This window comes from Streptomyces sp. NPDC051921 (assembly GCF_040680975.1).
Classification (GTDB): Bacteria; Actinomycetota; Actinomycetes; order Streptomycetales; family Streptomycetaceae; genus Streptomyces.
In genome coordinates this window covers 251,691-271,342 of the sequence record NZ_JBFAXU010000006.1, presented here as the reverse complement: position 1 = coordinate 271,342, position 19,652 = coordinate 251,691, and the positions used below count along the sequence as shown (strand labels likewise).

Annotated in this window: 19 protein-coding genes; 12 read left to right on the top strand and 7 right to left on the bottom strand. The window is 74.0% G+C overall.

Annotated features, from left to right (window positions below):
* The first annotated feature begins 84 nt into the window (after window positions 1-84).
* The 3 genes from AB0M16_RS11140 to AB0M16_RS11130 all read left to right on the top strand — a co-directional run bounded on the left by AB0M16_RS11140 (window position 85) and on the right by AB0M16_RS11130 (window position 2,295).
* Window positions 85-573: a DUF1269 domain-containing protein gene (locus AB0M16_RS11140; protein WP_365341242.1), complete on the top strand. Its 489-nt coding sequence runs from the start codon at window positions 85-87 to the stop codon at window positions 571-573.
* A gap of 84 nt (window positions 574-657) precedes the next feature.
* Complete coding sequence (locus AB0M16_RS11135) at window positions 658-1,752, top strand: chemotaxis protein (protein ID WP_365341240.1); 1,095 nt, start codon at window positions 658-660, stop codon at window positions 1,750-1,752.
* 42 nt (window positions 1,753-1,794) lie between these two features.
* Window positions 1,795-2,295 (top strand): DUF1269 domain-containing protein, encoded by a 501-nt coding sequence (locus tag AB0M16_RS11130; RefSeq protein WP_365341238.1) that lies wholly within the window; start codon window positions 1,795-1,797, stop codon window positions 2,293-2,295.
* 46 nt (window positions 2,296-2,341) lie between these two features.
* On the opposite strand, the gene AB0M16_RS11125 is transcribed toward AB0M16_RS11130, so the two are convergent.
* The 3 genes from AB0M16_RS11125 to xylA form a co-directional block, all read right to left on the bottom strand.
* On the bottom strand, window positions 2,342-3,259 hold the full coding sequence (locus AB0M16_RS11125; protein WP_365341236.1) for a poly-gamma-glutamate hydrolase family protein: 918 nt from the start codon (window positions 3,257-3,259) through the stop codon (window positions 2,342-2,344).
* Window positions 3,260-3,436: 177 nt separating this feature from the next.
* Window positions 3,437-4,210: a class I SAM-dependent methyltransferase gene (locus AB0M16_RS11120; RefSeq protein ID WP_365341234.1), complete on the bottom strand. Its 774-nt coding sequence runs from the start codon at window positions 4,208-4,210 to the stop codon at window positions 3,437-3,439.
* 203 nt (window positions 4,211-4,413) lie between these two features.
* Window positions 4,414-5,586 carry a xylose isomerase gene (gene xylA, locus AB0M16_RS11115; RefSeq protein ID WP_365341232.1) on the bottom strand — a complete coding sequence of 391 codons (1,173 nt, stop codon included), beginning with the start codon at window positions 5,584-5,586 and terminating at the stop codon, window positions 4,414-4,416.
* Window positions 5,587-5,693: 107 nt separating this feature from the next.
* On the opposite strand from xylA, the gene xylB reads away from it, so the two are divergent.
* Complete coding sequence (gene xylB, locus AB0M16_RS11110; RefSeq protein WP_365341230.1) at window positions 5,694-7,169, top strand: xylulokinase; 1,476 nt, start codon at window positions 5,694-5,696, stop codon at window positions 7,167-7,169.
* A 341-nt stretch (window positions 7,170-7,510) separates the two neighbouring features.
* On the top strand, window positions 7,511-8,860 hold the full coding sequence (locus AB0M16_RS11105) for an MFS transporter (RefSeq protein ID WP_365341228.1): 1,350 nt from the start codon (window positions 7,511-7,513) through the stop codon (window positions 8,858-8,860).
* Between the two features lie 37 nt (window positions 8,861-8,897).
* Here the strand turns inward: AB0M16_RS11105 and AB0M16_RS11100 are convergent, their stop codons facing one another.
* Window positions 8,898-9,359: a MarR family transcriptional regulator gene (locus AB0M16_RS11100; RefSeq protein WP_365341226.1), complete on the bottom strand. Its 462-nt coding sequence runs from the start codon at window positions 9,357-9,359 to the stop codon at window positions 8,898-8,900.
* A gap of 232 nt (window positions 9,360-9,591) precedes the next feature.
* Here AB0M16_RS11100 and AB0M16_RS11095 point away from each other — a divergent pair, with 232 nt between their 5' ends.
* Genes AB0M16_RS11095 through pcaD form a run of 6 tightly spaced genes read left to right on the top strand, consistent with a single transcriptional unit; the run spans window position 9,592 to window position 14,926 of the window.
* A complete protein-coding gene (locus tag AB0M16_RS11095; RefSeq protein ID WP_365341224.1) occupies window positions 9,592-10,371 on the top strand; it encodes a CoA transferase subunit A in 780 nt (259 codons plus the stop codon).
* Window positions 10,368-11,084 (top strand): CoA transferase subunit B, encoded by a 717-nt coding sequence (locus AB0M16_RS11090; protein ID WP_365341222.1) that lies wholly within the window; start codon window positions 10,368-10,370, stop codon window positions 11,082-11,084. The genes AB0M16_RS11095 and AB0M16_RS11090 overlap by 4 nt, the downstream gene beginning before the upstream one ends.
* Entirely contained in the window at window positions 11,081-11,851 is a 771-nt protein-coding gene (pcaH, locus tag AB0M16_RS11085) for a protocatechuate 3,4-dioxygenase subunit beta (protein ID WP_365341220.1), read from the top strand. Before AB0M16_RS11090 ends, pcaH begins: the two co-directional genes overlap by 4 nt.
* Window positions 11,848-12,423, top strand: coding sequence for a protocatechuate 3,4-dioxygenase subunit alpha (gene pcaG, locus AB0M16_RS11080; RefSeq protein ID WP_365341314.1), 576 nt, complete (start codon window positions 11,848-11,850; stop codon window positions 12,421-12,423). The genes pcaH and pcaG overlap by 4 nt, the downstream gene beginning before the upstream one ends.
* Entirely contained in the window at window positions 12,420-13,787 is a 1,368-nt protein-coding gene (pcaB, locus tag AB0M16_RS11075) for a 3-carboxy-cis,cis-muconate cycloisomerase (protein ID WP_365341218.1), read from the top strand. Before pcaG ends, pcaB begins: the two co-directional genes overlap by 4 nt.
* Window positions 13,784-14,926 carry a 3-oxoadipate enol-lactonase gene (pcaD, locus tag AB0M16_RS11070; RefSeq protein ID WP_365341216.1) on the top strand — a complete coding sequence of 381 codons (1,143 nt, stop codon included), beginning with the start codon at window positions 13,784-13,786 and terminating at the stop codon, window positions 14,924-14,926. The genes pcaB and pcaD overlap by 4 nt, the downstream gene beginning before the upstream one ends.
* A 202-nt stretch (window positions 14,927-15,128) precedes the next feature.
* Here pcaD and AB0M16_RS11065 read toward each other — a convergent pair whose 3' ends face one another.
* The gene (locus AB0M16_RS11065) at window positions 15,129-15,368 is read right to left on the bottom strand and encodes a hypothetical protein (RefSeq protein WP_365341214.1); all 240 of its coding nucleotides are present in this window, start codon (window positions 15,366-15,368) and stop codon (window positions 15,129-15,131) included.
* Between the two features lie 55 nt (window positions 15,369-15,423).
* Entirely contained in the window at window positions 15,424-17,076 is a 1,653-nt protein-coding gene (locus AB0M16_RS11060) for an IclR family transcriptional regulator C-terminal domain-containing protein (RefSeq protein WP_365341212.1), read from the bottom strand.
* 228 nt (window positions 17,077-17,304) lie between these two features.
* Here AB0M16_RS11060 and AB0M16_RS11055 point away from each other — a divergent pair, with 228 nt between their 5' ends.
* Window positions 17,305-18,489 (top strand): 4-hydroxybenzoate 3-monooxygenase, encoded by a 1,185-nt coding sequence (locus tag AB0M16_RS11055; protein WP_365341210.1) that lies wholly within the window; start codon window positions 17,305-17,307, stop codon window positions 18,487-18,489.
* Here the strand turns inward: AB0M16_RS11055 and AB0M16_RS11050 are convergent.
* Entirely contained in the window at window positions 18,462-19,391 is a 930-nt protein-coding gene (locus AB0M16_RS11050; protein ID WP_365341208.1) for a tellurite resistance/C4-dicarboxylate transporter family protein, read from the bottom strand. The two genes, AB0M16_RS11055 and AB0M16_RS11050, sit on opposite strands and share 28 nt — an antisense overlap.
* Between the last annotated feature and the right edge of the window lie 261 nt (window positions 19,392-19,652).

Sequence of the window (19,652 nt, the reverse complement as noted above, 5' to 3'; positions counted from 1 at the left end):
CATGGGATCTTGCGGGCCCTGCGGGGCACACGGACCGCGTGGCTCCGGTCGTCGCGGTGAGGCCGCGCGACCAGGAGGCGTCAGTTGTCTGAGCTCATCGTCATCGGATACGACGACCCCCGCGCGGCCGAGCAGGCGTTCAGCACGGTCCAGGACCTCCAGCGGGACCACGTCGTGCACCTCAACGGCCTCGCGGTCGTCTCCGTGGACGAGGACGGCCGGACCCACGTCGACACGTCGAGCCGCGTCGTCGGCGTCTCCGCCGCGTCCGGGGCCTTGTGGGGCGCCATCTTCGGCGTGCTCTTCCTGGTGCCCGGCCTCGGTCTGCTGACCGGGGCGGCACTCGGCGGCCTCGTGGGCAGACTCAGCAAGTCCGGCGTCGACGACCGGTTCCGGCAGCAGGTGGGCGACCTCCTCAAGCCCGGCTCCGCAGCCGTCGTGATCATGGCGTCCAAGGTCACCGACGACAAGTTCACGGCGGCCATGCAGCGGCACGGCGGCACCCTGCTGAAGACCTCGCTCAGCGACGAGGACGAGAGGGAGCTCGCCGAACAGCTCACCGGCGCGCGGTAGCCGCCGCACCGTCCCCGCGACCCCCTCGGCGGCGCGCAACCCGACCTCTCCGGGCCGCCGCAACACGCCAGGAAGGCCAACCCCATGGACCCCGTGCTCACCCCGGACACACTCACGAAGCTGCGCCGGCCCCGGCCGTACCCCGCCCTCTCCCTCGTGATGCCGACGCACCGGCGCGAACCCGACAACACCCAGGACCCCGTCCGGCTGCGCAACCTCATCGCCGAGGCGGAGAGGGCGCTCCAGGAGGACCCGGAAGTGTCGCGCGAGCGCCGGGCGGACGTGCTCGACCAGCTGAGGCGGGCCGAGGCCGAGATCGACCTGGTCCACGCCGAGGACGGTCTGGTGGTCTTCGTCGCCCCGGGAGAACGCCACGTGTGGTCGGTGGCCCGGGAGGTCCCGGAACGCGTGGTCCTGGCCAACACCTTCCTCACCCGGAACCTCGTCGCCGCGCAGGCCGCCGAGCAGCCGTACTGGGCACTGGCCGTGGCCGCCGACCGGGTCTCCCTGTGGGACGGCGGCTCCGAACACGCCGCCGAGCACACCGGGGACGGCTTCCCGCTCTCCCGCAGCCTGGAGGACCCGGACGCGGAGCGCAAGGAACGCATCGGCGACCTCCCCAGCACCTTCCAGGACGAGGCCACGCGTCAGTTCCTGCGCGAGGCGCACGAGAAGCTGCGTGCCGTACTGGCCTCCGAACCCCGGCCGCTCTACGTGCTGGGCTCGTCCGCCGCGCTGGCGCTCCTGACGGACCTCGGTTCCCTGGGCCCGGCCACCTTGACGATCGAGCACGGCGGCCTCGCCGCGGGGCCGGCCACCGCGGTCCGGGACGCCGTCCGGCCGGTCCGCTCCGCGCGCGAGGCCGCCGCGACGGCCACGGTCGTCGCCGAACTGGACGCCGCACGGGGCCGGCATGAGTACGCCGGGGGCATCGACGAGGTGTGGCAGGGCGTGAAGGACGGCCGGATGCGGCTGCTCGCCGTCGAGGAGCACTACCGCACGGTCGTGCGCGACGAGGGCGGTCACCTGCGGCCCGCGGACGCCTCGGAGCCCGGGGCCAGGGACGACATGGTCGACGAGATCGTCGAGCAGGCCCTCGAGACCGGGGCCGAGGTCCGCTTCGTGCCCGACGACGCCCTGAACGGCCGGGGGCGCATCGCCGGCGTGCTGCGCTACTGACACCGAGGGCCGCGCTGCCGGCCCCCACTGAAGGAGAAGCGGATGTCCGAACTCATCATCATCGGCTACGAGGACCAGGCGGTCGCCAACAAGGCGTTCGCGGAGGTGCAGAAGCTGAAGGACGGACACGTCGTCGAGCTGACCGGCCTGGCCGTCGTCACGGTGGACGAGGACGGCCAGACCCACGTGGACACACCGGCCAGGTCCGAGGAGGTGGCCCTCTCGGCGACGGCCGGCGCCCTGTGGGGCCTGGTGTTCGGCATGGTCATCCTCACGCCGGCCATGGGAGTGGTGGGCGCCGCGGTCGGCGGCCTGATCGGCAAGATGAACCAGATGGGCGTCGACGGCAAGTTCCGGGGGAAGGTCCAGGAGCTGCTCGGCCCCGGCTCGTCGGCCGTCGTCATCATGGCCTCCGAGGTCACCGAGGACAGGTTCGCCGCGGCGATGGCGCCCTTCGGCGGGACCGTCCTCAAGACCTCGCTCTCCGAGGAGAGCGAGAAGGAGCTCGCGGAGCAGTTGGCCGGCCCCGACACGACGGCGTGAGCACCGCGGCCCACGGCTCCTGGCGCGACCCTCCCCGGGGAGGGGCTCAGGCGGTGGGGTAGTACTGCGGGTCCTGGCCGAGCTCGTGGTTCTTCACGGCGTCGCGCACCGCCTTGACGAAGCCGTTCCAGAAGCGGTCGGCGTAAGGGGCGGCGGAGCTCGGCTGACCCGCCGTCCTCCTGCGCTGGGAGCCCGTCGAGAAGTCGCCGAACATCGCCTCGCGCAGCGCGGTGGACAGCTCCAGCTGGGCACCGGCGCCGGTGCGGGTGCGGTTGACGATGTTCGCGGGATCGTCGCCGTTGATGGGGTCGTCGACCCCCGCGCCCTCCACGATCACGTTCCAGGCGGCGTTGCCGGTGTCGGGGCCGATGCCGCAGGTCGCGAAGGACGCGGCCAGATTGCGCTTGAGCCGCTCGTCCCGCCCGCCGATGACGATCTTCCGCTGCGTCGTGTCGCCGAAGCCGTGGAGGGAGACCGCGTACAGGTTGCCGGAGCAGACGGCGATGGCCGCGGGGTCGTCGCAGTGGGTCGAGGTGACGTGCTGGTCGCTGGAGTGCGTCAGGGCTTCGAACATCCAGAAGTCGCGCTGCACCTCGCCCGCCACCGCCGCGGTCGAGGGATCGGTGCCGTAGTCGAAGGGCGTGTAGCCGGCGACGGCCATGCACAGTTCACTGGTGCCCGCCTCGATGCCACCGCCGTGCGGCGCGATGACCGCGGTGCTGTTGAGGGGGACGCTCGCGTAACGGTCGTTGTCCGTGACCACCGGGGCGCCGATGCGGTATCGGCGCATGTAGTCGACACCCTCCTTGTACGTCCCGTCGCTGTACAGCTTGGTGTTGGACACGAACGTGTCGGCCGCCGCGGCCGGCGTCGCCCCCTTGCCCGCGACGGCGTTCAGGGTGGGCAGGCCGGCGGCCACGGCGGCGACGGAGGCGAGGACGGTACGTCTGCTGGTGTTGTTCATGGCGCGATCCTGCACGACGCGCCGGACCGGACCCGCAGCGGGGCCCTGGACATGACAAGGTCCGCATGCGGTGGAGCACCGGCGTTCCCACCCGAGGACCAGCCGCCGCCGTGAGATCCCCACAGGGGGTGCTGCGAAAGTCCCGGGCGCTGCCCTCGGCGCCAGGGACCACCCCCTCTAGTCGTGGCCACCCGCGGCCGACGACGGCACCTCGACGACGAAGAAGAGGAAGCACGGACGGTCGGAAAGCCGCGGGAAGTCGTCGGGGAACAGCTCCCGCGCGGCCGGGTCGGGCCGGGGCTCGCTGATGACGGAGAGCCGGAAGCCGGCGCGGGTGAAGGCATCGGTCATCGCGTGCAACGGCTTGCGCCAGAACCTCATCGGGACGGACCGCCCGTGGAAGTCCCAGTCGAACGCGTAACTGGTGGTCGCGAAGTAGTCGGGCCGGGGGTCCTGGATCGTGTACGCCACGATCGGATGGTCCACCGACGCGATCAGGCGACCGCCCGGCCTGAGCACGCGCCGCAGCTCGGCCAGCGTCGGCCCCCAGTCGTCCAGGTAGTGCAGCACCAGCGACGCCACCACGTCGTCGAACGCACCGTCGGCGAACGGCAGGCGGTCGCGGAGGTCGCCCACGTGCAGGGCGACGTCGGCACCCAGCCGCCGCCTGGCCAGCGCCAGCATCGCGGCGCTCGCGTCGATGCCGGTGACGACCGCACCACGCTCGCGCAGCGAGGCGGACAGGGGGCCGGAGCCGCAGCCGGCGTCCAGGACGCGGCGACCGGCCACGTCTCCGGCCAGGGCCAGCATCGCGGGCCGCTCGTAGTACGCGTTCACGAGGCTGTTCTCGTTCTCCGCCGCGTACGCTTCGGCGAAGCTGTCGTAGTCGTTCGCGCGGTCACGAACCGGGGGCCGGTCCGAGCTCTCGGGCACGTCGGTCAAGCGTTCCATCGCCGCAGCCTAGTAGGCGCACGATCCGCCTGCCGCGCCCCGGCGCGCGGCCGTGACCCGATCCGACGGGATCGACTGGATCCGACCGGATCCGACTGGATCAGGTCGGATCAGGCCCGATCCCGGCCTGATCCGGGAGCGGCGGGCGCCGCGTGCCGGACCGGGCGGTGGGTCGAACTCGAGCCGCGCCGAGGGGAATCGGCTCAGCGGCGCACCCCCAGCAGATGCTCCAGGGCGAGCTGGTCGAGCCGCTCGAAGGCCATCGAGCGCTCGGCCGCAGCGCTCGAGTCGAAGGTCTCGTACGCCGTGGGGTCGGCGAGCAGGCCCGCGAGCCCGTCCGCGGCCGTGGGCGCGGCGAGTTCGTGGAGGCGGGAAGCGGCCAGGGCGGCGGTGACCTCGGGGTCGTCCCGGAACGCGGCGGCGCGCTCCTTGAGGATCAGGTAGTTGCGCATGCAGTTCCGTGCGGACTCCCACACGCCGTCGAAGCCGTCGGTGCGCACCGGCTTGAAGTCGAAGTGGCGCGGCCCGGCGTACCCGGCGGTCTCCAGGAGGTCGACGAGCCAGAAGGCCTGGCGCAGATCGCCCGCGCCGAACCGGAAGTCCTGGTCGTACTTGATGCCGGACTGGCCGTTGAGGTCGATGTGGAAGAGCTTGCCGGCCCAGAGGGCCTGGGCGATGCCGTGCGGGAAGTTGAGCCCCGCCATCTGCTCGTGGCCCGTCTCCGGGTTGACGCCCACGAGCTCGGGGCGCTCCAGCCGCTCGATGAACGCGAGGGCGTGCCCGATCGTCGGCAGCAGGATGTCGCCACGGGGCTCGTTCGGCTTGGGCTCGATGGCGAAGCGCAGCTCGTACCCCTGCTCGGTGACGTACTGACCGAGCAGGTCGAAGGCCTCCTTCATCCGGTCGAGTGCGAGCCGTACGTCCTTGGCCCCGCCGGACTCGGCACCCTCGCGCCCGCCCCAGGCCACGTACACGGACGCCCCGAGCTCGACCGCGAGGTCGATGTTGCGGATCGTCTTGCGCAGCGCGAAACGACGCACGTCGCGGTCGTTGGCGGTGAACGCACCGTCCTTGAACACCGGGTGCGTGAAGAGGTTGGTCGTGGCCATCGGCACCTTCAGCCCGGTGCGGTCGAGCGCGCCCCGGAAGCGCTTGACCGCCTGCGCCCGCTCGCTCTCGTCCGCTCCGAAGGGGATGAGGTCGTCGTCGTGGAAGGTGACGCCGTACGCGCCGAGGGCGGCGAGCCGCTCGACCGACTCGACCGGGTCCAGGGCCGGCCTGGTGGCGTCGCCGAACGGGTCACGGCCCTGCCAGCCGACCGTCCACAGGCCGAAGGTGAAGCGGTCGTCGGGGGTGGGGAGGAGATGCTGCGGCATGTCCGGCTCCTTCGTGAGGCTGGCCGCCAGATTTGTTTTCTGAGATAACTAATACCGTCAGGAGAGACCGGGCGCCAGAGCCCGCACCTGGAAAGGAGAGCCGGCCCATGCCCACAGGTCCGGTGGTGATCGGTGTCGACAGCTCCACCCAGTCCACCAAGGCGGCGCTCGTCGACGCGGAGACCGGCGCGCTGCTCGCGCTCGGCCGGGCGCCGCACCCCGTCACCGGCGCCGACGGCGCCCGCGAGACCGACCCCGAGGAGTGGTGGACCGCCCTGGCCCGGGCCGTCGCCGACGCCCTGCGGCAGGCCGCCGTGCCGCGCGCCGCCGTCAGCGGCATCGCCGTCGCGGGCCAGCAGCACGGCCTCGTCGTCCTCGGCGGCAACGGGCGCCCGCTGCGGCCCGCGCTCCTGTGGAACGACACCCGCTCGGCCCTCCAGGCCGCCGCGCTGACGGGTGCCCTCGGCGGCCCCGACGCCTGGCTCGCCCGCACCGGCTCGGTCCCGGTGGCCTCCATGACCGCCGCGAAGTGGCAGTGGCTGCGCGAGAACGACCCCGCCACCGCTGAGCGCACCAGGGCCGTCCGGCTCCCGCACGACTACCTCACCGAGCGGCTCTGCGGCACCGCCGTCACCGACCCCGGCGACGCCTCCGGCACCTGCTGGTACGACACCGGGCGGGCCGCCTACGACCCCGAGCTGCTGGCCCTGCTCGGCCTCGACCCCGCCCAGCTCCCGCACGTCGCCCCGGCCGCTGCCACCCGGGCCGGCGCCCTCACCCCCGCCGCCGCCGAGGCGCTCGGGCTCCCGGCGGGCATCGCCGTCGCCGCGGGCACCGGCGACAACATGGCCGCGGCCGTCGGCCTCGGCCTCGGAGGCGCCGGACTCCTCGACCGTCCCGTCGTCAGCCTCGGCACCTCGGGCACCGTCTTCGCCGCCACCCGCACCCGCCCCGCCAGCCCCGGGATCGCCGGCTTCGCCGCCGCCGACGGCGCCTACCTTCCGCTCGGCTGCACGCTCAACTGCACCCTCGCCGTGGACCGGATCGCGGCCCTCCTCGGCCTCGACCGCGAGGACGCCGCACCGGGTGACGGCCTCGTCCTCCTGCCGTACCTCGACGGCGAACGCACCCCGGACCTGCCGCACGCCACCGGACTGCTCACCGGGCTGCGGCACGCCACCACGCCCCACGCGCTGCTCGGCGCCGCCTACGAGGGAGCCGTCTTCACCGTGCTGCGCGCCCTCGACGAACTCCTCGCCGCCTGCGGGCTCGACCCCGCCGCACCGGCCGTGCGGGACCTACCGCTGCGGCTGATCGGCGGCGGCGCCCGCGGCCGGGTCTGGACCGAGACCGTCCGCCGTCTCTCCGGCCGCCCCCTCGTGGTGCCCGCGGCCACCGAGCTCGTCGCCCTCGGTGCCGCCGCGCTCGCCGCCGCCGCCGCGGGTGGCGGCGACCCGGTCGCCCTCGCGAGCTCGTGGGGCGCGGGCGCGGGGCGCGAACTCGCCCCCGTCGAGCGGGACGAGGAGACCTGGCGGCGCATCGCCGGCGTCCTCGACCAGGCGGCTCCCACCTTGCTCGCCTGACCGCGCGGGGCGGGTGCCGCCCGCCCCGCTCGTCCCGCCCGGTTCGCCCTGCCCGGTTCGCCCTGCCCGGTTCGCCCTGCCCGGTTCGTCCCGCCCGGTTCGCCACCGTCGGCTCGTCCCCGACCGCTTCGTCCCGTCGACTCGTCCCCCATCGCTTCGTTCCGTCCGGCCCACCTCCCCTCGCGGATCGTCAGTGCACCAACGGTTTTCTGTGCCGCCCGTTGACACCCGATCGCTCCGCGCGGACACTCATGCCACCTGGCCAGTGAAATCCATTTCACCAGGCGAACAGATCTTGGTGAGCAAGAGCCGCCGAACGAGCCGCGTCCCCAGGGAACCCCATGACGAACCCTTCCGCTCCGCCCCGACCCCACACCCTCCGCTCCGTCCTGCCCGTCCTGGCGCTCTGCTGGGTCGCGGTCTTCTTCGACGGTATGGACGTCACCATCTACGGCGCCGTGATGCCGCACATGCTCGACGACCCCGGCCTCGGCCTCACGCCGGCAAGCGCCGGCACCATCGGCAGCTGGACCACTTTCGGCATGTTGATCGGTGCACTGACGGCCGGAAACATCACCGACTGGCTCGGCCGCCGGCCGATGCTCGTCGCCAGCATCGCCCTCTTCTCCGCAGGCTCCGCCGTCTGCGCCCTGGCCGGGGACCTCGTCCTCTTCGGAGCAGGGCGCTTCGTCTCGGGCCTCGGCCTCGGCGGTCTCATGCCGCTCTGCCTCGCGATGGTCCTGGAGTTCGCCCCGCCGAGGCGGGCCGCCCTGATGACCGGGCTGCTGATGACCTCGTACCACGTGGGCGGCATGGCGGCCACCGGCCTCGGGCTCGGCCTCGCGCCCGCCGCGGGCTGGCGCTGGGTGTTCTGGGCCGGCGTCCTGCCCGCCGTCGTCGCCGTACCGCTGCTGCTCGCCCTGCTGCCCGAGTCGCCCGGTGTGCTGCTCGCCCGCGGTCGGCGCGAGCAGGCCCATGCCGTGGCCGACCGCTACGGCCTCGCCCGGCCCACCCCGCTCGCCGCGCCGACCGCCGGCGCCCAGGGGCGCGTCGCCGCGGTCCGGGCCCTCTTCCGTCCGGAGTCGCGCTGGGTGACCCCGCTCCTGTGGGCCGCGTCCTTCTGTGGGCTGCTCCTCGTCTACGGCGTGGCCACCTGGCTGCCGACGATGATGCGGGCCTCCGGCTACGGCCTGGACTCCTCCGTCGCCTTCCTCATGGTCATCAACGCGGGCGGCATCGTCGGCCTGCTGATCTCCGGACGCCTCGCCGACCGCTTCGGGCCGCTGCGGGTCGCCGCCGTCTGGTTCGTCCTCACCGCCGTGGGCGCGCTCCTGCTGAGGGCGCACCTGCCGCTCGGTGTCACGTACGTCGTCGTCGCGGTCACCGGCGTCTGGCTGTTCAGTGCCCAGGTGATGGTCTACGCGGCGACCGGCGGCGTCTACCGGGGTGCCGAGCGCGCCGCGGGCCTCGGCCTCGTCACCGGTGTCGGTCGCATCGGCGCGGTCGTGGGCCCCTGGCTGGTCGGCGCGCTCGCCGCGGCCGGTCATCAGAGCTGGGGCTTCACGACCTTCGCCGTCGCCGGGATCGTCGGCTCGGTCGCCGTCGCCCTGGTCCCGCTCGTCGCCCGTGCGGGCCGCCCGGCGGCACCCGTCGGTGCGCCGTCGGCGGCCACGGCGTCAGCCGGGGGGTGACGCCCTCCGGGATCGGGCCGGAGCCCGAGCCCGGGGCTCAGGGTGAGGGGAGGGGCTCCGTCGGGTTGCGGAGCTCCTCCGCCGCGTCCGACACCCGCCGGATCAGGGACAGGAAAAGGGTCTGCTCCTCGGCCGAGAGCGGGGCCAGGAAGATCTGGTTCATGCGCGCCGTGCGCACCGTCAGTTTCCGGTGCACGCGCACCCCTTCGGGGGTGAGGTGGAGCAGGAAGCGGCGCCCGTCCGCGGGGTCGCGCACCTTGTCGAGCAGGCCCCGGCGGATCAGGCGGCCGACGACCTCGGCGATCGTCGAGCGGTCGAGTGCCACCCGTTCGCCGACCGTCCGCTGGTCGAGGCCGGGTTCGGCCGTCAACGCGTTCAGGACGCCGAACTGGGGGGAGGTGATGTCCTCCGAGACCATCGTCGTCCACAGCAGGTGGTGCGCCTGCTGCAGTCGCCGGGCCAGATGTCCGGGATGCGCGGCCAGATCCACGGCGGCCATGAGCGCCCCCTCCTGGTGTTTCGTCGGTGCACGGAACGATACCCCGCATCACTTCGGGCGGTCAGGACCCGTTGACGGTGCGGTGGACGCCTGTCAGCATGACCCAGTCGGAAAAAATAGTCAGTGCACTGATTGATGTACGTGCCAGTCGCTCGCGGGTCCGGAGCTTCCGGATCCTTGCTCTCGCACGGACTCCCGCACGGACTCCCGCACGGAAACGAAGGGCTATCCCATGGACAAGGTGGTCGCCACCGCCGCCGAGGCGGTGGCGGACGTCCCGGACGGAGCGTCGCTCGCGGTCGGCGGCTTCGGCCTCAGCGGCGTACCGAACGCCCTCATCCAGGCCGTCCACGAGCGCGACGTCGGCGGCCTGCAGGTCGTCTCCAACAACTGCGGCGCCATGGACGCGGGCCTCGCCGTCCTCCTCGCGGCCGGGCGGATCGTCCGTGTCACCGGCTCGTACATCGGCGCCAACAAGGAGTTCGCCCGCCAGTACCTCGCCGGTGAGCTGGAGGTCGAGCTGATCCCGCAGGGCACGCTCGCCGAACGCCTGCGCGCCGGCGGCTGCGGCATCCCCGCCTTCTACACCCCCGCGGGTGTCGGCACCCTCGTCGCCGACGGCGGACTGCCCTGGCGCTACGACGGGCAGGGCGGCGTCGCCCTCGTCTCCCCGCCGAAGGAGGTGCGCGACTTCGACGGCGTCCCCCACGTCCTGGAGCAGGCCATCCGCACCGACTACGCCCTCGTCCGCGCCGCCAAGGGCGACCGCCACGGCAATCTCGTCTTCCATGCCGCCGCCCGCAACTTCAACCCGCTGGCCGCCATGGCCGGCCGGGTCACCGTCGCCGAGGTCGAGGAACTCGTCGAGCCCGGCGCCATCGACCCCGACCACGTCCACCTGCCCGGGATCTTCGTCCAGCGCGTCCTCGCCCTGACCCCCGAGCAGGCCGTCCACAAGGCGATCGAACGGCGCACCGTCTCCGCACCTCCGGCACGAGGGACCGCACGATGACCTGGACCCGTGAACAGATGGCCGCCCGCGCCGCCCTCGAACTCCGCGACGGGCAGTACGTCAACCTCGGCATCGGCCTGCCCACGCTCATCCCCAACCACCTCCCCGAAGGGGTCGAGGTCGTCCTCGAATCCGAGAACGGCATCCTCGGCACCGGCCCCTACCCGACCGAGGACGAGGTCGACCCCGACCTCATCAACGCCGGCAAGGAGACCGTCACCGTCCTCCCCGGCGCCTCCTACTTCGACTCCGCCCTCTCCTTCGGCATGATCCGCGGAGGCCACATCGACGTCGCCGTCCTCGGTGCCATGCAGGTCTCCGCCCGCGGCGACCTCGCCAACTGGGCCGTCCCCGGCCGCCTCGTCACCGGCATCGGCGGCGCCATGGACCTCGTCCACGGCGCCCGCACCGTCATCGTCGTCATGACCCACACCGCGAAGGACGGCACCCCGAAGATCGTCGAGGAGTGCGACCTGCCGCTCACCGGACGCGCCTGCGTCGACCGGATCATCACCGACCTGGCCGTCCTCGACGTCACGGAGGACGGACTCGTCCTCGTCGAGACGGCGCCGGGCGTCACCGTGCAGGAGGTGGTCGCCCGGACGGCGGCGCCCCTGCTCGGACCGGAACTCCGGGCGGTCCCGGTCCCGGACCCGGGCGAGGCCCGTCACCGCCTCCGCCGTCCCCACTCCGACTCACTGGAGCTCTCGTGAACGACCTCACGCAGGACCACATCGACGCCGAGATAGGCGCCCTCCAGGCGGCCTACGACAGCGCCCTGGCCGCCGGCGCCCCGCCCCGCCACCATCCGGCGCGCGACTACGCCCCGTACCGCAGCTCCCTGCTCCGGCACCCGCGGCGGCCGCCGGTCGCCGTCGACGGCGATCCCGAGGCCGTCGAGCTCGCCGGGCCCGTCTTCGGCGTCACCGACGTCACCGAGCACGACAACGACCTCACCCGGATGCACGCCGGCGAACCCCTCGGCGAGCGGATCACCGTCTCGGGGCGCCTCCTCGACCGGGCCGGCCGGCCCGTCCGGGGACAGCTGATCGAGATCTGGCAGGCCAACGCGTCCGGGCGGTACGCCCATCTGCGGGACCGGCACCCGGCCCCTCTCGATCCTCATTTCACCGGCGTCGGACGCACTCTGACGGATCATCAGGGACGGTACTCCTTCACCACCGTCAAGCCCGGCGCCTACCCCTGGCGCAACCACACCAACGCCTGGCGCCCGGCCCACATCCACTTCTCCGTCTTCGGCAGGGCCTTCACGCAGCGGCTCGTCACCCAGATGTACTTCCCCGGCGACCCGCTCGTCGCCCACGACCCCATCATCCGCTCGGTCACCGACCCGGCCGCCCGCGACCGGCTCGTCGCCCGCTACGAACACAGCCTGTCCGAGCCGGAGTTCTCCCTCGGCTACGCCTGGGACATCGTCCTCGACGGGCCGGCCGCCACCTGGATCGAGGAAGGACGCTGACCGCCGTGGAGCCCACACCGCCGCTGCCCACGCCGTCCCACACCGTGGGCCCCTTCTACGGCTACGCGCTGCCGTTCCCCGACGGCGGGCGCATCGTGTCCGACGGGCACCCCGAGCGCGTCACCCTGCACGGCCACGTGCTCGACGGCGCGGGCGAACCCGTGCCCGACGCCCTTCTCGAGTTCTGGCAGGCCGCCCCCGACGGCTCCCTCGCCGGCGCGCCCGGCTCGCTGCGCAGGGACCCCGTCACCGGCGGGTACCTCGGCCGCGACGGCACCGGATTCACCGGCTTCGGCCGTGTGGCCACCGACGCCGACGGGCACTACACGCTGCACACCCTGCCGCCCGGCAACCCCGGCCAACCGCACATCAGCGTCTGCGTGTTCGCCCGCGGGCTGCTCCACCACCTCTACACGCGCGCCTACCTGACCGACGGTCCCGACCCGCTTCTCGACCGGCTCCCGGCCGGCCGGCGCGCCACCCTGATCGCCGCCGAGGAGCCGCACCGCAGCTACCGCTTCGACGTGCGGCTCCAGGGTGAGGGCGAGACGGTGTTCCTGGAGTTCCCGTGACCGGCCCCGCTCCGACCGGCGACCTGCTTCCGGGCCCCGACGCCGGTCTGCTCGATCCCGTACGGGCGGGCTCGCCGGCCGAGGCCGCGACGGGCGACACGGCCTTCCTCCAGGCCCTCCTGGACGCCGAGGCCGCGCTCACCCGCGCCCAGGCCGCCACCGGCGCCGCCCCCACGGAGGCGGCCCGGGCCGTCACCGAGGCGGCTCGGCACGACCGGTTCGACGTCCGGTCGATCGCGCTGCGGGCACGCGACGGGGGCAACCCGGTCATCCCGCTGGTCGCGGACCTGACCGAGGCCGCGGGGGAGTGGGGCCCGTACGTGCACCGGGGCGCCACGAGTCAGGACGTCCTGGACACCGCCGCCATGCTGGTGGCCGCCCGCACCCTCGGGGCCGTCCTCGACGACCTCGCCCGTACGGAACGGGCGCTCGCGGCCCTCGCCGCCGCCCACCGGGACACCGTGATGCCCGGTCGCACGCTCACCCAGCACGCCGTCCCGACCACGTTCGGCCTGAAGGCGGCCGGCTGGCGCTCGCTCGTCCTCGACGCCCGGGACCGGATCACCGCCGTGCGGGGCGGGCTGCCCGCCCAACTCGGCGGTGCCGCAGGGACCTTGGCTGCCTTCGCCGACTACTGCGGCGGCGGTGACGACGCCGAGGACGTGGCCGCCCTGCCCACCGCGTACGCACACGAACTGGGCCTCGCCGTACCCCTCCTGCCCTGGCACGTCCTCCGCACCCCCGTCGCCGACCTCGCCGGCGTCCTCGCCCTCGCGGCCGGGGCGCTCGGCAAGATCGCCGTCGACGTCCTCGTCCTCTCCCGCACCGAGATCGCCGAGGTCGCGGAGGGCGCGGGCGGGGGGTCCTCCGCCATGCCGCACAAGGCGAACCCGGTGCGCGCCACCCTCGTCGCCTCGGCGGCGCGCCGTGCCCCGCACCTCGCCGCGAGCCTCTACGCCAGTGTGGCCGCCGAGGACGAACGCCCCGCCGGAGCCTGGCACGCCGAGTGGGAACCCCTGCGCGCACTCCTGCGGCTGGTGGGGGGCGCCGCCCACCACACGGCGGCCCTCGCCGAAGGCCTCCGCGTCGACCCGGCCGCCATGCGGGCCCACCTGGACGTCACCGGCGGGCTGCTCGTCGCCGAACGGCTCTCCGTGGCGCTCACCCCGCTGCTCGGCCGTACCCGCGCCCGTGCGCTGCTCGCCGAACTCGCCGCCCGCAGCCGGACCGAGGGCCGGCCGCTGGCCGAACTCCTCGCGGCACGGCCGGAACTGGCCGGAACGGACGTCGCCTCGCTGACCGACCCCCTCCGGGCCGCCGGCCGTGCCGGCGCCCTCACCGACCAAGCCCTGGAGCGACGTTGAGCCCCCGCACCCCGCACCACCTCGTCGAAGGGCCCGCCATGGCGCCGGTCCTCGTCCTCGGCCCCTCGCTCGGGACCTCCACGGCCCTGTGGGACGCCGTCGCCCCCGAGCTGTCGACCACCCACCGGGTCGTGCGGTGGGACCTTCCCGGGCACGGCGGTTCGCCCGCCGATCTGATCGGGCCGGGCGCGACCGTGGCGGACCTGGCCCGGCTGGTCCTGGGCCTCGCAGACGCCCTGGGCGCCGACCGCTTCTCGTACGCCGGTGTGTCGCTCGGCGGCGCCGTCGGGCTCCATCTCGCCGCGTACCACCCGGACCGGGTCGACCGGCTCGCCGTACTCTGCTCCTCCGCCCACTTCGGCGGCGCCGCGCCCTGGGAGGAGCGGGCCGCCGCCGTACGCCGCGAAGGGCTGGCGAAGCTCGCCGACACGGCCGACGCCCGCTGGTTCACACCCGGGTTCACCGTGCCGCGCCTGGTGGCGGACCACCGGGCCGCCGACCCGGAGGCGTACGCCGCATGCTGCGACGCCCTGGCCGCCTTCGACCTGCGCGACCGGCTCGCCGACATCACCGCGCCCACCCTGCTCGTGGCCGGCCGTGAGGACCCGGCCACTCCGCCCGCCCACCTCCGTGAGATCGCCGACGCCGTTCCCGGCGCGGCCCTCACCGAGCTCCCCGGAGCCTCCCATCTCGCCCCCGCCGAACGGCCGGAGGCCGTGCTCGCCGCCCTGCGCGGGCATCTGACGGGCTCGGCCGCGCGGAGCGGCACGGCCGCGCGACGCCAGGTCCTCGGCGACGCCCACGTGGACCGCGCCCAGGCCCGGCAGACCCCGCTCACCGCCCGCTTCCAGGACTTCATCTCCCGCTACGCGTGGGGCGAGATCTGGACGGACCCCACCCTGTCGCGGCGGGAGCGCAGCCTGGTCACCCTCACCGCCCTGGTCGCCCACGGCCACCACGACGAACTGGCGATGCACCTGCGCGCCGCCCGCCGCAACGGCCTGTCCGACGACGAGATCGCCGCGGCCCTGCTGCAGACGGCGGTCTACTGCGGGGTCCCGGCGGCCAACGCGGCCTTCGCCGTGGCCCAACGCGTCCTCGGCGAAGAAGACCAGGACGGGACCGGTGGAGCCGGGTGAGACATCCGCCAGTCGTGTCGTCCGGAACGCGGCGCCGTCCGCCCGCGGGGCGGGCTCGCGGCGTCCGGTACGGGCGATCGCCGGCGGAGGGGCGCCCTCGCACCCCTGAAGCGCCGGCCGCCTCCGGGCGCGAACGCGCCCGCATCCGCGGTGAGGAACGCATCCGCCGGGGCAGGCGCCGGCGCGCTGAAGCGGCCCGAGGTCACCGGCCGAGCCAACGGAACTGGATGTCGTCCGGCTCGTCCCGATGCTCCAGCACTCCCGCCGCGGTCAGCTGCCCAAGAATCTCGTGCAGGGCGTTCCCCAGCGGGTTGTTGGTCCAGAACACCCACTTGACCTGGGTGAACGTCTCAGTCTCGCTGAATATCCCCAGCGAGCGGCCCAGCTGGAAGGCAGCACCGTCCCAGTCGGTCCAGCCGGCCAGGCCCTCGGACAGATCCACGGGGAGATCTTGCCGGCACACGTTCACACCCGGCGAACGTCTCCCGGTCACCGCACTAGTGGGCCGGAACACGGGCGAAGCGCTCCGTGACGTGCAGGTCCGCCTCGATGCACGCGATCGCGGTCGCCAGCTCCGGCAGGACCTCCCGTACACATTCCTCGGCGGACCTGCGGCTGGCGTGCAGGGCGACGTTGACGGCGGCGACGACCCGGCCCGCGCGGTCGCGGACCGGCATCGCGATCGACCGCAGGCCCTCCTCCAGCTCCTCGTCGACCAGCGCGTAGCCGTCGCGCCCGACCCGGTCGAGGAGGGCGTCGAGCTCCGCGCGCCCCGTCACCGTGTACGGGGTGAGGGCACGCGGCTCGGACGCGTCGAGCCGGGCCGCGCGCTCCTCCGCCGGCAGGTCGGCGAGCAGGACGCGGCCCATGGAGGTCGCGTACGCGGGGAAGCGGGTGCCGATGGTGATGTGGACGTTCATGATGCGGCTGGTCTCCACCCGGCCCGTGTACTGCACCTCGCCGCCGACCAGCACGGCCAGCGACGTGGACTCGCGCACCCGTTCGGCCAGGTCCGCGAGGTGCGGCTGGGCGATCCGGGTGAGTGTGGTCCGGGACAGCGGAGCGAAGCCGAGGGAGAGGACCCGGGGCGTGAGCCGGAACTCCCGGCCGTCCACCGCCACACAGCCGAGGTGTTCGAGGGTGATCAGGGCCCGCCGGGCGGTGGCCCGGGCGAGGCCGGTGGCCTCGGCGACCGCCGTCAGCGGCAGCGCGGCACGGCCCTCCCCGAAGGCCGTGAGCACGGTGAGCCCGCGCGCCAGCGATTCCACGAACTCCCGGCCCAGCTCCTGCTTCGAGGCCCCCGTCCATGCGGCGAGCCCGGTCGGTTCGGCCGGGGTCGCCCCGGGCGCCTCCCGCAGCTCCCCCTCCATCGCGGCGGCCGCGGTCCGCAGCCGGGGCAGCAGCGCGTCGCGCAGCGAGGCGGCGTCGTGCCGACTGGTGTGGCTCACGGCGCTCAGCGCACAGGTGATGCTCCCGTCGGCGCCGCGTACCGGCACGGCGAGCGCCACGAGCCCGGGTTCGACCAGCTGGTCGTCCAGGGCCCAGCCGCACGCCCCGGCCTCGGCGGCCCGCTCCTCGAAGTCCACGGCGCCCGCCGTGCGCGAGGGCGCGGCGGGAAAGCTCCGGCCCTGCGGGTCGGCGGACCGCCTCGCACGCCACCCCTCCCACGCGGACGCGTCCCACTCGGAGGCGAACAGCGCGCCCGGAGCGCTGCGTTCGGCGGGCAGCAGGTCGCCGATGCGGAAGCTCACCGACATCGCGCGTCGCCGGGTCGCCTGGTGCACGAAGCGGATCCCGTCCCCGTCCGGGACGGCCAGGGACACCGACTCGTCCAGCGCGTCGGCGAGGGCGTCCGCCCGCCCGCCGAGCAGGTCGGGCAGTCGTACGGAGGCGAGGTAGGCGTTGCCGAGTTCGAGGAGCGGTGGCGCGAGCAGCACGTCGCGCCCCTCGAGCCGCACGTACCCCATGCGTGCCAGCGTCCCCGTGATCCGGTCCACGGTGGAACGGGCGAGGCCGGTGGCGCGCTCGACCTCGCCGACCGGCATCCGCCCGCCCGCTTCGGTGAGCCGGCACAACACGCCGATCCCGCGCAGGAGGGGCGTCACCGCCTCGGGCGGCGCTTCGGCCGCAGTGGTGCTGGTGGGTGGCATCGGCTCTCCGTCGGTGATCTTCGGTCCACCGTAGCGAACGGGGCCGGGCACCCCGTTGACAGGCGAACCCGCCCGCGACCAGACTCCCAGCATAGTGAAAATGTCTTCACTATGCGAACAGGACGCCGGATCCGGCGACGAGCCGGGTCCGGTGACGAGTCGGATCCGGTGACGAGTTCCGGTTCCTGACTTCCGCACCACCCCGGTTCGACGCGACGAGGAGACCCCATGCACACCACCGTCGGCATCATCGGCGGAGGCCCCTCCGGCCTGCTCCTGGCCCGCCTCCTGCACCAGGCGGGCATCGACAGCGTCGTCCTGGAGCGCCGCGACCGCGCCTACGTCGAGCAGCGCCAACGGGCCGGCATCCTCGAACAGGCCACCGTCGACGCCCTCCGCGCCGCCGGCGCGGGCGCCCGCCTGGACGCCGAGGGGCTCCCGCACGACGGCATAGAGCTGCGCCACCACGGCCGCGCCACCCGGATCGACTTCCCCGCCCTCACCGGCGGCCGGCGCGTCTGGGTGTACGCCCAGACCGAGGTCGTCAAGGACCTCGTCGCCCTCCAGCTCGCCGAGGGCGGCCCCCTGCACTTCGAGGCCGAGGTCACCGCCGTGGAGGGCGTCGACACCGACCGCCCCCTGATCCGCTACACCCACCAGGGCCAGGAGAAGACGCTCACCTGCGACTACGTCGTCGGCTGCGACGGCTACCACGGCGTCACCCGGCACGCCGTCCCCGAGACCGAGCGGCGCACCTTCGAGCGCACCTACCCCTACTCATGGCTCGGTATCCTCGCCGAGGCACCGCCGGTGTACGACGAGCTGATCTACGCCCACTCCGAGCGGGGCTTCGCCCTCGCCAGCATGCGCTCCCCGGCCGTCAGCCGGCTCTACCTCCAGGTCCCGAACGGCACCGACCCGGCCGACTGGCCCGACGAGCGCGTCTGGGACGAACTCGACGCCCGCCTCTCGCTGACCACCGACCCCGCCTGGCGCCTCACCCGCGGCGCCGTCACCCAGAAGTCCGTACTGCCCATGCGCAGCTCCGTCACCGAGCCCATGCGCCACGGCCGCGTCTTCCTCGCCGGGGACGCGGCGCACATCGTGCCGCCGACCGGCGCGAAGGGGCTGAACCTGGCCGCCGCCGACGTCATCGTCCTCGCCCGCGCCTTCGCCCACCACGCGAAGACCGGCTCGACCGAGCTGCTGGACGCCTACTCCGACACCTGCCTGCGGCGCGTCTGGCGGGCCGAGCACTTCTCGTACTTCATGACCACGACCCTCCACGCCGATCCCGCCCAGTCGCCCTTCGACACCCGGCTCCAGCAGTCCCAGCTCGACCGGATCGCCGGCTCCCCGCACGCGGCGGCCGAACTCGCCGAGAACTACACCGGCCTCCCGCTCGACGCCTGACGCACCAGCGCGTACGCGGTGAGCAGCCAGGCCGCGGCGGCGATCCCCAGCAGCACCCTCCCCAACGGGTCCAGCCAACCGATCCCCGCCGCGGTCGCCACGGACAGGCACGCGACCGCGGTCATCCCGAGCGGGAAGACCGTGGCCCACCGCCGGACGTCGTACACCACCCTGGCCCGCGCCACCTCGCCCGCGAGGAGCACCACGTACCAGAGCAGCGAGAGCCCGAGCAGGACCAGGGTGACCGCCCTCAGGACGTCCCCCGCCCACACCCCGCTCGCCAGCAGCTTCGCCCCGGCGAGTGCCGAGATGGACAGCGCCCCGCCCGCCACCCAATGGTCACCCGCGCCCCTCACCACCTGGCGGCCGTCGAACCTGACCAGCGCGACCACGTACAGCACGAGCCCCAGCACGAACGGCACCAGTCCCGCCCAGGCGAGCCAACGGCCGTAGCGCGGCGCGAGCGTGCCCGACAGGACCACGAGCCCCTGGGTCGCGACACAGATCAGGAAGGCACCTCCCGGCATCCGGTGCCCCAGATGGCGCAGCACCGCGGGGAGCAGCACCGCCCACGCGGCGGCGGACACCCCGAGCAGGGCGAGGCCCATCGGCCCCCACCCCAGCAGCGCGCAACGGACCCCCAGGATGGTCGTCGCGGCGACGGCGGTCAGTGCGGGCGGTGTGTCCGCCTGTCCCTCCCAACCGCGGCGATCGCTCAGGAACAGGGCCATGAAGTCACCCGCCAGCACCAGCCACAGCGCCCAGGAGAGGACGAACGCCACCAGCGAGACGACCTCGAGCCCGACGAGAGACAGCCCGACGGAGAGGATGCCGGTCGCCATGACCGCCGCCCCGGCGACCGGCGGAAGCACGGCCCACCAAGGGGCGGCACGATCGTCCATGCCCCCATCCCAGCGCCGGGCCCAGGCCCCCGCCACCGGAGCGGCGGCAGGGCCCGAGCAGCCCCGCGACCGGGGCGGGCTCGTCGGCGTGGTCGAACAGCGCCGGGCTCTCCCCGCCGGAGCCGGTCCGCCGCGTCGCCGCGGGCGCCCGCGGCGACGTTCGCGCACCATGCGCCACCGGTACGCGACCGGCCGGCGCCGGATCGGCACCGTCGCCGGTCCCTTCGACCTCGCCCGTGGCGGCGAACGCCTCGCCGACCG

Coding starts and splice junctions, on each gene's coding strand:
- AB0M16_RS11135 (WP_365341240.1), top strand. CDS start 658: ATGGACCCCGTGCTCACCCCGGACACACTCACGAAGCTGCGCCGGCCC.
- AB0M16_RS11130 (WP_365341238.1), top strand. CDS start 1,795: ATGTCCGAACTCATCATCATCGGCTACGAGGACCAGGCGGTCGCCAAC.
- AB0M16_RS11125 (WP_365341236.1), bottom strand. CDS start 3,259: ATGAACAACACCAGCAGACGTACCGTCCTCGCCTCCGTCGCCGCCGTG.
- AB0M16_RS11120 (WP_365341234.1), bottom strand. CDS start 4,210: ATGGAACGCTTGACCGACGTGCCCGAGAGCTCGGACCGGCCCCCGGTT.
- xylA (WP_365341232.1), bottom strand. CDS start 5,586: ATGCCGCAGCATCTCCTCCCCACCCCCGACGACCGCTTCACCTTCGGC.
- xylB (WP_365341230.1), top strand. CDS start 5,694: ATGCCCACAGGTCCGGTGGTGATCGGTGTCGACAGCTCCACCCAGTCC.
- AB0M16_RS11105 (WP_365341228.1), top strand. CDS start 7,511: ATGACGAACCCTTCCGCTCCGCCCCGACCCCACACCCTCCGCTCCGTC.
- AB0M16_RS11100 (WP_365341226.1), bottom strand. CDS start 9,359: ATGGCCGCCGTGGATCTGGCCGCGCATCCCGGACATCTGGCCCGGCGA.
- AB0M16_RS11095 (WP_365341224.1), top strand. CDS start 9,592: ATGGACAAGGTGGTCGCCACCGCCGCCGAGGCGGTGGCGGACGTCCCG.
- AB0M16_RS11090 (WP_365341222.1), top strand. CDS start 10,368: ATGACCTGGACCCGTGAACAGATGGCCGCCCGCGCCGCCCTCGAACTC.
- AB0M16_RS11060 (WP_365341212.1), bottom strand. CDS start 17,076: ATGCCACCCACCAGCACCACTGCGGCCGAAGCGCCGCCCGAGGCGGTG.
- AB0M16_RS11055 (WP_365341210.1), top strand. CDS start 17,305: ATGCACACCACCGTCGGCATCATCGGCGGAGGCCCCTCCGGCCTGCTC.
- AB0M16_RS11050 (WP_365341208.1), bottom strand. CDS start 19,391: ATGGACGATCGTGCCGCCCCTTGGTGGGCCGTGCTTCCGCCGGTCGCC.